The organism is Roseimarinus sediminis (assembly GCF_050433125.1).
GTDB lineage: Bacteria > Bacteroidota > Bacteroidia > Bacteroidales > Prolixibacteraceae > Roseimarinus > Roseimarinus sediminis.
This window is the reverse complement of record NZ_JBNPXV010000012.1, coordinates 1-15,779: the sequence shown is the minus strand read 5'-3', so window position 1 is coordinate 15,779 and position 15,779 is coordinate 1. Positions and strand designations below refer to the sequence as shown.

The window sequence follows — 15,779 nt, the reverse complement described above, 5'->3', positions numbered from 1 at the left end:
TGACTAATCTTTGTTTTTTATTGATTGCCCTTTGAATAAATCGTTACCAGAAATTACTCAATCGTGCTGTATTCGACTGCCAGAGTCAAAGCTACAGCACAAAAAATTGCAGCGGGTGGACAATTATTTATATAAAGAGGACTTCTGTTTTAAAGCCCGATGAATGATTTCAACGTATTATTTTTTTATACTTTTAACCTTGAAACTTAGATGAAAAATCGGGTACAACGCATGAAAACAAGAAACATACTATTTTACCTAATATGCCTGGGAATATTCCTGGCTACACAACTTAGTGCACAACAGCCACTCAATTACCGTTATCAATACCTGGGAATTGAAGACGGCTTACCACAGAATACCATCAATGCCATTGCTGTAGACAGTTATGGCTTTATGTGGTTTGGAACCAATAACGGGATCAGTCGTTTCGACGGCTATTCATTTGAGTCGTTCCGTTCGGACGAAAGTGCTTCAGGCTCGCTTCCCGACAACATGATCAGCGCCATTGAACAGGGAGAAGATGGCCGGCTTTGGATTGGATCGTTAAACGGGCTGTCGTATTACGACCCCATTAGCGGACATATTTATTCCTATACTACCCTCAAGCCCGAATTGAACAGTATTTCGCGTGTAACTTCCCTGCTTGCCTACGACAAGCATCTCTGGGTGAGTACCAGCAACAGTGGTCTCTACCTGTTGCAGGCCGATACCGAAGGACATTATGAACTGATCAGGCATTATACTGTTGAAAATGGCAATTTACCGGTCAATCAGGTGAACACCATTTACCGTTCACCATCCAATAAACTGCTGATCGGAACTTCAGGTGGCGCGTTGGCTTTCCTTCCCAAAACCGGTCAGTTTGTCAACAGCATCGATGGCATGGTACTGCCTGCACAATACAATGTAACAGACATTTATGAAACTAAGCTGGGCGATTTATTTTTCGGAAGTTTCAGCGGAATGGGTGTAATATGGAATAATACCCGGACAGAACAATGGTTTGAACACGAACCCACCAACCCGCATTCGGTAGCCCACAATACCGTTAACAAAATAATCCAGGATGCATCGGGGCAGCTGCTGGTTGGCAGCTTAGGCGGATTGCAGATTTTCGACAGTTATTCAGGAAAATTTTTCTCCTTTCCCGAGGAGGGGCCCGAAAACTTTAAGCTCAACAATCAGTTTATCAGCACACTTTTCAGCGATAACAATGGCAATGTATGGATTGGTACCGAAAAAGGTGGCATCAATAAATTCAATGTATTCCAGAACCAGTTTGAGTTTTACGCCAACGATCCCAATAACCCCAACAGCTTAAACGAAAACACCATTAACTCGATATTGCGCGAAGGCGATGATTTGTGGATAGGTACAGCCGGAGGAGGGATCAATCACCTGAACCTTAGAAGCCAACGCTTTACCCATTACACTTACAATGCTCTCGACAACAGCACACTAAGCAGCGATTACATTACCTCGCTGGTCAGAGGCGAAGACGACAAACTTTATGCAGGAAGCTGGGGGCTTGGACTCAATGCACTGACCACCAACTCCAACAAGGTTAAAATTCAACGCATCGAAGCTGCAAGTCCGGCATATCGCGGGACACTTGTCAATTCATTCATTTCATCGCTGCTGAACGATTCCCGCGGCTTTTTACTGATTGGTACCGAAGGCGGACTTTCAATACTCAATTACAGCACCGGCAGGTTTACCACCCTTGAGAACCCTGATAAAGACACTCCGCCATTATCAGAAATCGGCTGTATGCTACTCGACTCCAAAGGATATTACTGGATAGGGACGCGTAACGGACTTTTCCGCTTTCCGGCCAGTGCCATCCGAATGGTCAACAATGACGAATACCTGCTTCAACCCATCGATTTCTATCAACACCAGGCAAGCGATTCACTTTCAATACCCGGAAATTACATTGTTACATTGCTTGAAGACAGCCGTGGAGCGATATGGCTGGGCACCTACGGTAAGGGAATGGCCCGCGTTGAAATCGATGAAAATGGCCGGCTCCGAAGCAAGCGCTACTCACAGGATGAAGGACTTTCGAACAATGTAATTTATGGCATTCAGGAAGACCACAAGGGAAACCTTTGGTTTAGTACCGATTACGGTCTTTCGATGCTCGATGTAGAAATTGATCAGTTTCGTAATTTCTTCAAACAGGATGGCTTGATCAACAACCAGTTTTACTGGTCAGCATCATTCCGAAGCAGCGACGGAACCCTTTATTTTGGTGGTACCGAAGGACTCAACTACTTCAAGCCCGAAAACATTCTGGCTTACCGGCAGCTTCCCGATCCTAAAATAACCCGGCTTAGGATTTTTAACAACGAAGTACAACCGGGTGAAAAATTTCACGACCAGGTCGTTCTCAATGAACCGGTGTATGTTGCCGATACCATTTTGCTAAGTTATCGCGATAACAACATTTCATTCGACTTTTCGGGATTCGACTATTACCTGCCCGAAAAAGCCAACTTTGCTTACATGATGGAAGGAATCGACAAAGACTGGATAACTGTTCCTGCTCAACGTCGCTTTGCCAATTACAGCAACCTGGCCGGTGGAACATACACTTTCTTATTAAAAGCTTCAAATGGCGACGGGATATGGAACAACGACCCTTCCAGCTTAACCATTATTATAACACCCCCCTTCTGGAAAACCCAATTATTCAGAATATTGCTGGTAATTTTTGTTGTAACCCTTACTTTCTTTCTGATTCAGTTACAGATGCGTCGCATTATTCAGCAAAAACGCATGCTGGAAGAAAAGGTACGCATCAGAACCCAACAAATTGAGGAGCAAAAAATTAAGCTTGAACAGCAAGCCAGCGAACTGATAGAATACAACCACCAACTGGAAAGAAGGCAAACACAAATTGAAAATCAGAAGCAAGAGCTGGAAAACAAAAACAATGAGATTTCGATACAACGGGATGAGCTCATCCTGCTCAATCAGAAAGTGAAGGATGTTAATCAACAGCAAATGAAATTCTTCACCAATATTTCACATGAATTCCGCACGCCGCTAACCCTCATCATTTCGCCCGTTGAACGGCTAATAAAAAAGTTCAGCGATGATGAAGAAAGCAGTAAACTGATTAAAACCATCAACCGCAATGCACAGCGCTTACTGATGCTCATTAATCAGTTGCTCGAAATTAGAAAGGTGGAAACGGGCAATCAGGAACTTCAGGTGGAGCTAACCCATACCGAAGCCTATTTGAACGAGATTTATGATTCGTTCATGGTACTTGCCCAGAAAAACAACATCGATTACCGATGCGAACTGGAAGTGAACAATGTTTCGTGGATCGACAAGGAAAAACTCGAGAATGTACTTTACAACCTGCTATCCAATGCTTTCAAATTTACTCCTTCGGGCAAACAGGTACTGCTTAAAGCCCGCTCATTCAAAAGAAATGAAAATGAGTTTCTTCAAATCGAAATAGCTGATACGGGCATTGGCATTGCCAGCAATCAGCTAAGCCGCCTCTTCGACCGCTTTTTTCAGGTAACCGACTCACGTAATCACGTAAACAGAGGCACCGGAATTGGTCTGTCGCTTGTCAAAAGCCTGGTTGAATTCATGTATGGAAGCATCGAGGTGAAAAGTATTCCCGGCGAAGGAACCCGCTTTATTGTTACCCTCCCGGCCAATAAAAAATTCTTTGCCGACCATGAGATTGACACACGCGGCCAGGCATTCGAATCGAACATAAGAAACAAAGTTGCAGTGCTTTCAGAACAACTGAAAACACCAGCCAACACAGAACTTTTGGCAGGCGATGCCCCCATCGAAAAAATACTGGTTGCTGAAGACAACAACGACATGCGCTCGTTTATTTGCAATGCGCTGGCCCCCTATTTTCAAGTACTCGAGGCAAGCAATGGGGCTGAAGCCTATCAACTGGCAAAGAATGAAGATCCTGCGTTAATAATCAGCGACATTATGATGCCCGAAATGGACGGTCTGGAACTATGCAAGAGAACAAAAAACAACCTGTACACCAGTCACATTCCACTCATCCTGCTCACAGCCAAAGGAAGCACCAACGAATTTATTGAGGGACTCGAACAGGGAGCCGACGATTACATAGCCAAACCGTTTAATGTCGACATCCTGATTGCCAAGGCAAAAGCCATTATTGAGAACCGCAAAAAGATGCGCAGCCGTTTCAGCTCGCTCGACGAGGTACCTGCCACCGAAATTACCAGCTCAAAACTCGACCATCAGTTCTTTAGCAAGGTGAATGAAGTGGTTGAACAGTACTACACCGATTCATCGTTCGATGTCGACCACTTTGCATCGGCCATGTACGTGAGCCGAAGCCAGTTGTACAAAAAACTGAAAGCCATCACCAACCTTTCGGCCAACGACTTCATTAACGTGTACCGGCTTAAAAAATCGACCGAATTGTTAAAGAAGGGCAACCTGCAGATCAGCGAAATTGCTTATGCCACCGGTTTTAACGATCCCAAGTATTTCAGCCGTATCTTCAAAAAATTCTACAAATGCTCGCCATCAGAATTCCTGCGGAAAGGAGAAAGTTAAAAACAGGCAGGTTTAATTGATGAGAAGCGAATATCCTGTTGGACTAAAAACTTTCCAGCATCCACACTTCGCGCAGGGTAATTGTATCGCCCGGTGCCATTGTATGGTAAGCCGAATGGTGTTCCATTTCGAGCAAATCGGAAGTCCCGTCGGCCGAAACGCAATTGTACACTTCGACCAAAGCCTGTTCAGGATGAATAAGGCGGGCAGGAATCAGGTCGAAGGTGATGGACAGCCTGTAATTCATGGATTCTACCATCATTTTGCCTTCAGCCGGATACAGATAGACCTTCGACATTCGACGCTTGCTATTGTTTTCAGGCAGTTCGGGTAAAAAGCTAAAAAACCCGTCGCTGATTTCATGTTCCAGAATTTCCCTTTCCTGATTATTCACAGTTTCGATTTTCAACACACTGTTTTTATTAACCGGCACCCGTGCCCTGGCAAAGGCATTAAAGCGGGCATTCGACCACACATCCCACGAAACAGGCGCTGACCGCACATTAACAGCTGAAGTACTGATGTGCAGGTGCCTGCCGTCGAGACGAAACGATTTGATCATTTTGATCCCGCTGATGGCACTTTCGGGACCTGTCATTACCAGCTCGGAAGTACTTTGTTTGTTTACTTCAAATTGGCCGTAAACAAGATACGGATCGGGAGGCCATAAATCGCCTTTCTTTTCAGGCAATATGTCCTGCTGATTCCACCAGTCCGATTGCGGTCCAAGCCAGCTGATGAAACCATTGTATGCTTTGAAATCGTAGCCCGGGCGGGGCTCAACCGGCATTCTTTCACTTTCGGCTTCATTCCACAGGGTTGAATCAGAAAAGAGTAAGTTATCGCCGCCAGGAGTGCCCAGAAACACCAATCTTCCTCCCACATCGGGAAGAAAAACGGCCCTCATTTCACCATTGTTCAATTCAAGCGTTTGACCATTCACAGGAGGAAGGTTCAGCAGGAAGGTGAGCGGAATAAAAAAACAGAAGAACCTGATCATTGATTTCTAATTTATCTTTTTACAATTTTTTGACTAAATCCTTTGCTTTCATTTTGAATTCTGAAATAATACAAACCGGGAGCATACATTGACATGTCAATTTTCGCACTTCGATCGACGCAGGTTTGAAGCAAGCGTTCACCCCGGCCATTGTACAATTCGAGGTTCAGGACTGACAAACTGCTTTCAATACGAACCGATTCACCCGCCGGGTTGGGATAAATTCGTACCGGAGCTGTCTGGTCCGAATTCATTTCAATGAGCCCCACTCCTCCGCAATTGCTTGCATCGAGGACAGGCTCAATGCCCGTATTTCCTCCTGCACAGTTTCCACATGAATCAATGTAGGCCGTTCCGTCGGGGTCGCCATTGCAGTCGTAATGAAGCCCGACAAATTTTGATAACAGACGCAGGTAACTTACCTGATAACCACAACTGTTTTCGGTTACACTCCACGAGTTCAACGGCCAGCTGGTGTTGAAATCCTTGTACGACTTTTGCTCGGGTTGATTTTTTGGGGGCTCAATGGCTTCGGCGCGGCAAGCAGCATTGTTCGACGATGATCCACATCCTCCCGGACAGCAGCCGTCCCAGTCGTAACCAGGGTTAGGGCCTCCGGTTAAAAAACCCGGTGGCGGACCATAGGTAGAATGCCCTACCCGATCCCAGCGTTTACTGCCATTGGTAAACCAGCTGTGGTAAAATTCATTCACCCCGTTTTCTGCTCCAAACCGATACATGTTCGACAGGTATACAAAATTCAAAGGATTTACACCATGAAGATAATGAAGATAGTTGGCAGCCAGATTTCTGATTTCATTCTTTGAATAGGAGCCGTCGGAATAATACAGCAGGTTCATCAGCATATTTCCCTTGATGGCCTTGATGTTGTTACTACCCCACACATAACTGTCGAGATACGCCATGTAAGGGTCAAGCTGTTTTTTCAAAGCAGGCAAATTGGCCTCCGATTGCTCCATCGAATTACGGTAAACACGTTTGATCTTTTCTGCTACGGCATGACTTGCCTCGTCAAGTTGAGCATAATACAATAGCATGTTTTGGCTGGTTCCTTCGTAGGGATAAACATAGTTCCATTGCAACATGTGCACCAGTTCGTAGTTCTGATCGACAAAAGAACGGTACTTTTCATCACCGGTGAGTTCAAAAAGAAAAACAGCTGCTTCAATTTTGGCAGTTAAACGACCATAGTCATCCATTTCCATCTGTCCGGCACCCAATCCCTGAGAAGCGTATTCAGATGAATTGTTTTGAAAAAGCACGTCAGGGTTGGAATCGGCCCAATCCCAGGCAGCAATGGCCGCATTTTCGAGTGTAAACGCATAGTCATCAGAACCAATCAGACGAAATACCTTTGCGCTGATAGCAAAAGCTGCTGCACCTTTTAGTGTGGCCGAAGTATTGGGAGAACCGTAGCGGCTCATCCCATCGGCTGCCGATGGCGGGCTGGCATGAGCCAGTCCCACGATGCTGATCATACTTCCATCGGCTTCCTGTAAGCGCAACAAATGGTCGGTACCCCATTTTGCTTCATCCAGCAAATCGGGTACACCGTTTCCCGATTCAGGAAGGTCGAAATCGTCGGTCCATGCCACAGGCGCCTCCAGATAGGCCAGCATCATTTCGACCACATAGCCTGCCGTCCAACTGGTGTATTTATTGTAATCACCTGCATCGTACCAACCACCACTTACATCGCGTTCGGTTTCCACATTGTTAACCTCGTTGTACAAGCGACAGTTTTTGTCCTGAAGCGGTCCTAAATGACTCGCCCCGTCGGCCCATTCTTTGCCTGCATACTCCTCGTCTTTTGCAAAACCTGCCCGCTGATAAAAAAAAGTCCGTGCCGCCTGTTTCAAAACTTCCTTATAAACAGTGGGCGAAATGGTGAAGGAATATGAACGCAGGCTGTTTTCTTCATCCAGCAGGTAGTAGTTTCCGCTGGCTTTCACTTTGCTGAAATCGAAATGCCACACCCGGTCGCCCGATGAGTCATCGGTTCTCCCGCTTTTCCACTGAACAATGGTGCCGCTATATACCACGCTGCTGTCAGCTTCGTTGATCACATGAAAGCTATTTCCCGGCTGATAGCTTTGATCACTGTCGAAACCCGTTTGCGGGTCTCTGAGTACCGCTACTTTTTGGGCATCGGGCAGATAACCAAACTGATCGACAACGATCAATTCTGAAACAACCTGAGACTGCAATACAAAAGGAATAAGCAGCATAAAACTCAAAAGAGCCAAAAGGAAAGTTCGATTCTTCATCATTCATTTTTTTTTCAGGCAAGGCCTGTTTTAGTAATACAAAACAGCCGAATATAAGTGCTTTGTTTTTGGACACAGTCCTTAAATGTATAACAAGCAGCGCTAAAATGAATACTAGTACCTAAATTATTTCCTTCCTTTTCAAATTTTATGCAAATTGAAACGAAATGCAAAAATGCACTTGAATGAAAATAAAAGTTCCTACTTTCGATTAAGATATTTTACCAGCTAACTAACAACTAAATTCTTTACCATGCGATGCTTTTTTATATCAATCGTCCTGTTTCTTTTAAGCTACCCACTGGCTGCCCAGGAACATGCATTTCAAAATCCCGAAATACCCGAAGAAGAACGAATAGATCAACTGATTTCCCTGTTGACGCTCGATGAGAAAATCAATTTTCTTTCGACCCGCCCCGAAGTTCCGCGCCTGGGGATCAGGCGGCACCGCATTATTGAAGGACTGCACGGCGCGGCGCTGAGCGGGCCTGCCAACTGGGCTGTAAAAGGTCAGGGTGAAGCCCCCAATACGACCTTCCCGCAGGCTTACGGTCTGGCACAAATGTGGAACCCCGAACTGCTAGAACAAATTGCAGCACACGAAGCTTACGAATGCCGCTACCTGACCCAAAGTCCGAAATACCTGAGCGGTGGTTTAATTGTACTGGCTCCCAATGCCGATATCGGACGCGATGTGCGCTGGGGCCGCACCGAAGAATGTTATGGCGAAGACGCCTACCTGGCCGGGGAACTAACTGTGGCTTTCGTAAAGGGACTACAGGGTGATCATCCCCGCTACCTGAAAACGGCCTCGCTAATGAAGCATTTTCTGGCCAACAGCAACGAAAACAACCGCACCATTAACTCGTCCGATTTCAGCGAGCGCCTGTTCCGTGAATACTATTCCTACCCCTTTTACAAGGGCATTAGCGAAGGAGGATCACGGGCTTACATGGCTGCCTACAACAAAGTGAACGGAATACCCGCCACCGTGCATCCCATGCTTAAGGAGATCACTGTCAACGAATGGGGTCAAAATGGCATCATTGCCACCGATGGTGGTGCTTTTCGCCTGCTGGTGAGTGCCCACAAGTATTATCCTAATCTGGAAGAAGCAGCGGTGGCCTGCATCCGTTCGGGCATCACGATGTTTCTCGACGACTATAAAGAACCACTTAAAAAAGCATTGGAAAAGGGCCTGCTTGCCGAAAGTGAGATCGACCAGGCCATCAGGGGCTCGCTCAGGGTATTGCTGCGTCTGGGCTGGTTCGACGAGAGCGATGAAAATCCCTACGCACAAATTGGAATCAAAGACACCATCGACCCGTGGACCCTCCCCGAAGCCCATCAACTGGCACGCAAAGCAACGGCACAGTCGGTGGTGCTGCTAAAAAACGAGCACAACACCCTGCCATTAAAAACCGACCTGATCGACACCATTGCCGTTATCGGACCGGTAGCCGACCTGGTGGTTTCCGACTGGTATGCAGGAACTCCTCCCTACGCTGTTTCGGCACTCGAAGGAATACGAAATGCGGTGGGTAATGATGTTACGGTGCTTTTTGCTGCCAGCAATAAAGCCGATTCAGCCACCATTGCCGCTACTAAGGCCGATGCCGCCATCGTTTGTGTTGGCAACCATCCGCTGGCATACAACCTGGGCTGGGGAGTAAGCTATGTGCCCAGCGATGGAAAAGAAGACGTCGACCGGCAGGCGCTCACACTCGAACAGGAAGACCTTGTAAAACTGGTTCACCAGGCCAACCCCAACACGGTAATGGTGCTGATTTCGAGTTTTCCCTATGCCATCAACTGGTCGAAAGAGCACCTGCCGGCCATTGTACATATTACCCAGTCGAGTCAGGAACTGGGCAACGGACTCGCCGATGTATTGTTCGGAAAAGTAAGCCCCGCCGGTCGTTTGGTTCAAAGCTGGCCCAAATCGATTAGCGATTTGCTGCCCATGCTTGAGTACGACATCACCAAGGGAAGCACGTATCAATACAATACCCATCCTCCGCTCTTTCCCTTTGGATATGGGCTCAGTTATACCACTTTCGAATATTCCAATCTGCATAGCAGTCACCAAACAGTTCGCGACGGCGACAAGGTGGAACTCACTTTCCAGCTTAGCAACACGGGAAGTTTCGGCAGCGACGAAGTAGTACAGCTGTATGTGCGCTTCCCCGACTCGGGAGTAAAAAGGCCCAGGCTTGCGCTGAAAGCATTTCAACGTATTCATGTTCCTGCGGGTCAGAGCAAAAATGTTTCGCTCCTGCTCGATACCGAAGACCTGAAATACTGGAACAGCGAAGCACATTCGTTTGTGCTCGAAGAAGGAAGAATTGACTTCTTCATTGGAGGCTCATCTGTCGACGAGCAATTAAAAGGAAAGCTAAAGGCGAAATAATAACCGTTTATAAAATCAAAGGGACGCTCTGAATTCAGTCATCCCTTTGATTTTATTTGATTTGGTAGGCCAGCAACACGTCTCCGTGCCGAACATACAATTTACCATCGTGTATTACGGGATGTGCCCAGTGTTGAGCAGTCCCTTTCTGAATTCTGAACTGACTGATTACTTCAAAATGGTTCGGATCAGGCCGCATAAGGACCACTTCACCCCGATCGGTGTACAAAAAAAGTTTGTTATCGGCCGCTATTACCACACCATTGGCCAGACCATTGTACGTAGCCACTGTTTCGCCGGTTTTCCAGTCGAGGCAATACCACTGTCGGCGGGTATCACCCGAACCATAGAGGTAGCCATCGAGTAAAACGGCACCCCCCATCTTGCTCTGCAGCGAATCGCTTTCCCATAGCAAATCAACACTTTCAGCATTTTCAGAAATTGAAAGCTTGACTCCCCCATTGTCGTATCCGCTGAAATAATAGATTTCCCCTTCGTGATAAATGGGAGTATTGGGGAAATTCGACCTCCTCTTTTCGTAGGGATGTGACCACAGCAAGCGGCCATCTTCGGCATCGATGCCCAAAAGCCAGTCGGCCATCATGGTGGCCAGCACTTTTCGCCCTTTGTGCTCAAACAACAAAGGCGTGCAATAGGCTGCAGTCGTTCCTTTGGCCGGGCAAGACCAAACAAGGTCACCATTGTGGCGGTTAAGTGCAAGCACATTGTATTCAGGTCCGCCCGGTGAAGCATAGAGCACATCTCCATCGACCACCAGCGATTCGGCAATGCCAAAACGAAGGTTCTCACCTCCAAAATCGCTGATGTGTTTCGACCACACTATTTTTCTTTGGCGCTCACTGATACACACCATATTCCCCTCGCCGGTAAGCAGATAAATCAGATCGCCAACTACTTTAGGTGTCGAGCGGGTGCCAACATACCTCAGCGTGTATTCAGGTCCATAGGCGATTTTATCAAGTATTTCACCATTGTCGGTCATTACAAACAAATAACCCAGGGAGTCAATCATCCCCGTTATGTACATTTTATTTCCTATAAAAGCCGGTGAAGTAAAACCTTCTCCCAGGCCTTCCACCATCATCACTTCAGTGGGGCCTTCATCGGGCCACTTTTCGAGCAAATTACCGGCTTCGTAGATCCCATTTCCATGCGGACCACGCCATCGATTTTGCTCACCTGCCCAACTTAAGTCATTGGAACAAATAAAAATAAACAGAATAAAAAGTGTTCTCATAGTGAACTGTTCAATTGCTTCGATTGGTATCAAACATATTAAATTTTGCTAAGAGTACCATGCCGTGCACGCATCAAATTTACAGAAAGAGACACGCCATGGTCATTTGATCGGTTTGTCCACTTCAAATATTCATCTGTACGCAAGGCTTCGAAGCTTCAGGCTTAAATTTGTTTTGATTCATTGCGTATAAGCAGGAAGCACTGAAATAAAGCGAAAAAATTCAATGTATAACTAAACAATAGAACAGCATGAAACAACTCTACATCTTAGCAATTGCACTTTTGACCACCATCGGACTCAGCGCTCAAACGATTCTTTATTCCAATGATTTTGAAAACGACACAGGCGATGCGACCATCGTAGGAAACGGAGCGATAGTTGAAGAAGAAACAGCTGGCTTTGGAAGTGTATTCCACAATGCAGCCGGAGGACAAGCCATCCGCAGCAACTATTTGCTGCTTCCCGACAACATTTTTGCACAACTGCAGGAATCGGGAAGCAAGGAACTTTCCATTGCCTTTTGGGTAAACAAGGGGACTGCTGTTGATCAACTCTGGACGCCCATTTTCTCAGCTTACGGTGCTGCTCCGGTTAACAATGCCAATACCTGGCCAATGATGGTACTTCAGTCGCGACTGGTAGGACAAGTGAACAATTCAGGCTGGACCGACCTGACCGATGCCCAGAATACCAACGGAACCAACACGGTGGATGTGGAATGGCTCGACGATGAAGCATGGCATTTCTATACTGCCACTTTTACCGAAAGCGAAGTAAAAGTATACATCGATGGCGAAGTAAAAAACACCTGGACCCTCAGTGGTGACGAAAACGGAAGCAGTGTGAGTGGATTGTTTAACAATGGTTCGGCATTGACCTATATCTGTCTTGGTGGAAACCAGGCCTGGGACTGGGCCGACCCCGATCCTGCCTACAAATTCGACGACCTTGCCATTTATTCAAGTCTGCTCAATGCTGATCAGATTGAAGCCATCATCGCTGCCAAAAGCGGGACCGCTGTCAATCAGTTCGATTTCTCAGGCGAAGTGGTGAAAGAAGAATTCTTCAGCATTACCGGAGCCAAAGCCGGCAACGACTTTAAGCGACTACAGCGTGGTATTTACATTAAGAAAAGTACCTTCAGCAACGGTGCTGTCAACAGCAGTAAAATAGTTAAAATGCAATAAGATCAAGAGGAAAAAAACTGCTTGGAAAAAGAGGATGTCGCCTGGCATCCTCTTTTTTTTATCTTTCACCTTACTGAATCCTAATCCAGATCGTTGATCCAGTTAATCATCAGTTTCGGCCAGGTGTCGGTATAACCGGGATTCATGCCATAACCATGCCCGCCTTTTTTGTATAAATGCATCTCACATTCAATGTCAAATTCCTGCAGTCTTTGTGCATAGCGCAGCGAATTGGCTACCGGAACTGCTCTGTCGTCGAAAGAATGAACCAGAAAAGCAGGCGGTGTATTTTTGTTTATCTGCAGCTCGTTGGAGTATTCAATTTCAAGTGCCCTGGCTGCATCCTCACCCAACAAGTTATTGTGGCTTCCCATGTGGGTTATGCCGGGATTCATGCTGATAACAGGATAAATAAGTATGCTGAAATCGGGGCGAAGGTTTTCACCTTCAACCAGCCAGAAATTACGCCTTGTAGAAGCAGTCGCCGCCAGATGACCACCGGCTGAAAATCCCATGATACCAATTTTATCAGGAATAATATTCCATGCTGCAGCTCTGCTGCGTACCGTTAATATGGCCTGTTGTGCATCCTGTATGGGTGCCAGTGTTTTATCGATCTGCATTTCGTCGCGTGGCAGACGGTATTTTAGTACAATGCCGGTAATACCGTTCTCTGCAAGGTATTCAGCTACACGGTGCCCTTCTTTCAGAATCGACAGATTGGTGTAACCACCTCCGGGACAAATGATGACCGCCGGCACTTTTACATTGTCTTCAACCTTTGCCCTGTAAATAGTCAGGCTCGGATCAGTTACATCATAAACATGGGTTATTTCACCATTCGACTCACGGCTTCCTTCAGGAATATCGGTCGCTTTGTTGTTGGGAACTTCACCCTTCCACAAAGGCACCACGGTTGGTTGTCCCTGCAAGGAATACAGGGCAGTAAAAAGAAAAGCCAGACTGATTACTAGTTGTTTTTGCATTGTGTAGTTGTTTTATGGGCAAGATAAATGCTTCGCTGCATTATTGCAAGTTAAAACAGGAATGTAATAGGAGATGTCATCATGAAATCTGATTCGTTGAACTTAAAGGCCGAAGCAAGGTCAAAAGAATTTGTGATTGCAGCAATAAAAAATCCAACAGCAGAATGTTGTTTACAGCTTTCATAATTATGTTGTTTATCACCCGCTTAGATGCTTTGTCCTGCAGAATAGTTGCGTCAAAACAACGGGTACTTTTTAATGATAATGGCAATTGACACTAACAGGATGCCCCGTAATGCTGTGAAATCGACAACAACTTTGGGACAATTATTTTATCATAAATCTCTTAGTTGCCAGTACCTTTCCCTTTTCTCCCGTAATTTTCAACAAGTAGCTTCCTGCCTGCAAGGTCGAAACATCGATTCTGGTAAAAGTACCATCCATGCTTTCTGAATGAAGTGCCTGACCCTGCAAGTTGTAGATAAGCAAATCGCAGGCGGAGGCGGGAGCATCGTTGAAAGATATTTCGATGTAATCACGGGCCGGATTCGGATACAGGACAAGTGAACTCCTCTTTAGCTCGTCGAGACTTGTAAGTACCAGTTTCTCACCCCAACTTTCCTCACCTTTTTGGTAATAAACCAGCTTCCTGCTTTCACCACCAAAGCAAAAGGCATTTTCACAGGAATAATAAGGCCCGCCAAGACCTTTGGTGTATTGCATTGAAGGCACACAACCATCAAAATGCAATAATTGCCAGCATGAACCATTATTATCATTATAAAATTCGAAGACCGCTTGAGTTCTTTTCGAAAAGGGTTCACCACAGTTCATGGAGCAACCACCATTCAGATATTCATCAGGATGAGCGCGGAAAGGTTCGCCTGGCAACAGATCGAACGCTGCATTCGGCCTGATTGTTAGCTGCAAGGTGTCGTCATAAAGTGTAAGCCAGCTGTTGTCAGTTTGTTCGGTAAGTATGCGTTGTTTGCGCGAATAGCGATAGACGATGGAATCGTCATAGGTATTTCGTTCGAGATAGCGGTAGATGGCCTTATCGGTGACCGACGATCCATATTCGCTATCCCAACAACTCGATTCGTACAACACATGAAATTCATCGCCCTCCTGAAAATCGAAGACCTCCATCCAGGTGAGGTTTTGTAGTCCTGCTTCAGGAGCCGAAAGCCCCACCAATCGATGTTCATTTAAGAAATCACCAAATGAATAGCCATGTAAATTGGGAAACAAATAAAAATTAAATGTTTTCACCCAGCCAAAGTGCTTGCTAATTTGCAGGCTTTTGCCCTCAAGCCCCAAAGATACGGGCTCCATGTTCTGATTAAAAGCCTCCAGGCTAATGGTCTTCACCGAATCGGTCAGACCTAAAAAACTCATGGTGTCGTGCTTTGTCACCCTTGCTTTTACCAGGTACGATGCATCGTTTTGCCATAACACCCATTCTTCTCCAGGACGGGCATTGGTTTTTATAAGAATGCTATCGTTGTTCCGGTTGAAAAAATAATTATTGCCTGTTTTGCTTAGTACGACCTTAGTGCCAATCCATGAGGCGATATTTGGAGAAAAGCACCCAATATCTGTTTCCTGGAAGACTGTAAACGGGTATAAGATTGAATCGGCCTGATATTTTGAAGAATCAATCCTAATGCAAGTGATTTCCTTCCTGTCATTTTCGAAATAGGAAATTCTTCCTGAACAAACCGTCTGGTAATTTTGTCCAACGAGACAGGTGATTGCGGCAAATAAAAGAACAAGGGTTAGTTTTAAAGCTTTCATGTCAGTATATTTTGTTAATGGTCGGGTACAAATAATGTTTCCGCTGCTTCAATGCTATCGAATCCCATTTTGTAATATTCGGTTATTTGACAATAAAGTTAAGCCTACGTTTCCCTACTTACAACAACAAAGTGCCTAAAAACGAAAGTGCGTTTCAAAATGACATCAGCATATTGTTTTAGCCCCTTAAATCATCGGACAAAGATATAGATTTAAATCTGTACTTTTATGACGATGAAAAAGCGAAGTTTTACAAAAGAAGAGAAGCT

General features: G+C 45.7%; 8 protein-coding genes. 3 read left to right on the top strand and 5 right to left on the bottom strand.

Features of this window, described 5'->3' with window-relative positions:
* The first annotated feature begins 231 nt into the window (after window positions 1-231).
* Window positions 232-4,581 carry a hybrid sensor histidine kinase/response regulator transcription factor gene (locus tag FHS86_RS14585; RefSeq protein WP_429415182.1) on the top strand — a complete coding sequence of 1,450 codons (4,350 nt, stop codon included), beginning with the start codon at window positions 232-234 and terminating at the stop codon, window positions 4,579-4,581.
* Between the two features lie 43 nt (window positions 4,582-4,624).
* Here FHS86_RS14585 and FHS86_RS14580 read toward each other — a convergent pair whose 3' ends face one another.
* Window positions 4,625-5,581 carry a DUF4380 domain-containing protein gene (locus tag FHS86_RS14580; RefSeq protein WP_429415179.1) on the bottom strand — a complete coding sequence of 319 codons (957 nt, stop codon included), beginning with the start codon at window positions 5,579-5,581 and terminating at the stop codon, window positions 4,625-4,627.
* 11 nt (window positions 5,582-5,592) lie between these two features.
* Window positions 5,593-7,872 carry a glycoside hydrolase family 9 protein gene (locus FHS86_RS14575; protein ID WP_429415176.1) on the bottom strand — a complete coding sequence of 760 codons (2,280 nt, stop codon included), beginning with the start codon at window positions 7,870-7,872 and terminating at the stop codon, window positions 5,593-5,595.
* Window positions 7,873-8,122: 250 nt separating this feature from the next.
* Between FHS86_RS14575 and FHS86_RS14570 the strand changes: the two genes are divergently transcribed.
* Window positions 8,123-10,279 (top strand): glycoside hydrolase family 3 C-terminal domain-containing protein, encoded by a 2,157-nt coding sequence (locus tag FHS86_RS14570; protein WP_429415173.1) that lies wholly within the window; start codon window positions 8,123-8,125, stop codon window positions 10,277-10,279.
* Between the two features lie 52 nt (window positions 10,280-10,331).
* Here FHS86_RS14570 and FHS86_RS14565 read toward each other — a convergent pair whose 3' ends face one another.
* On the bottom strand, window positions 10,332-11,537 hold the full coding sequence (locus FHS86_RS14565; RefSeq protein WP_429415170.1) for an outer membrane protein assembly factor BamB family protein: 1,206 nt from the start codon (window positions 11,535-11,537) through the stop codon (window positions 10,332-10,334).
* 251 nt (window positions 11,538-11,788) lie between these two features.
* Between FHS86_RS14565 and FHS86_RS14560 the strand changes: the two genes are divergently transcribed.
* Window positions 11,789-12,727, top strand: a complete 939-nt coding sequence (locus tag FHS86_RS14560) for a LamG-like jellyroll fold domain-containing protein (RefSeq protein ID WP_429415167.1) — start codon at window positions 11,789-11,791, stop codon at window positions 12,725-12,727.
* Between the two features lie 80 nt (window positions 12,728-12,807).
* On the opposite strand, the gene FHS86_RS14555 is transcribed toward FHS86_RS14560, so the two are convergent.
* Both FHS86_RS14555 and FHS86_RS14550 read right to left on the bottom strand, forming a co-directional pair.
* Window positions 12,808-13,713, bottom strand: a complete 906-nt coding sequence (locus tag FHS86_RS14555) for an alpha/beta hydrolase (RefSeq protein WP_429415164.1) — start codon at window positions 13,711-13,713, stop codon at window positions 12,808-12,810.
* A gap of 327 nt (window positions 13,714-14,040) precedes the next feature.
* The gene (locus FHS86_RS14550) at window positions 14,041-15,510 is read right to left on the bottom strand and encodes a T9SS type A sorting domain-containing protein (RefSeq protein WP_429415162.1); all 1,470 of its coding nucleotides are present in this window, start codon (window positions 15,508-15,510) and stop codon (window positions 14,041-14,043) included.
* Window positions 15,511-15,779: the final 269 nt, after the last annotated feature.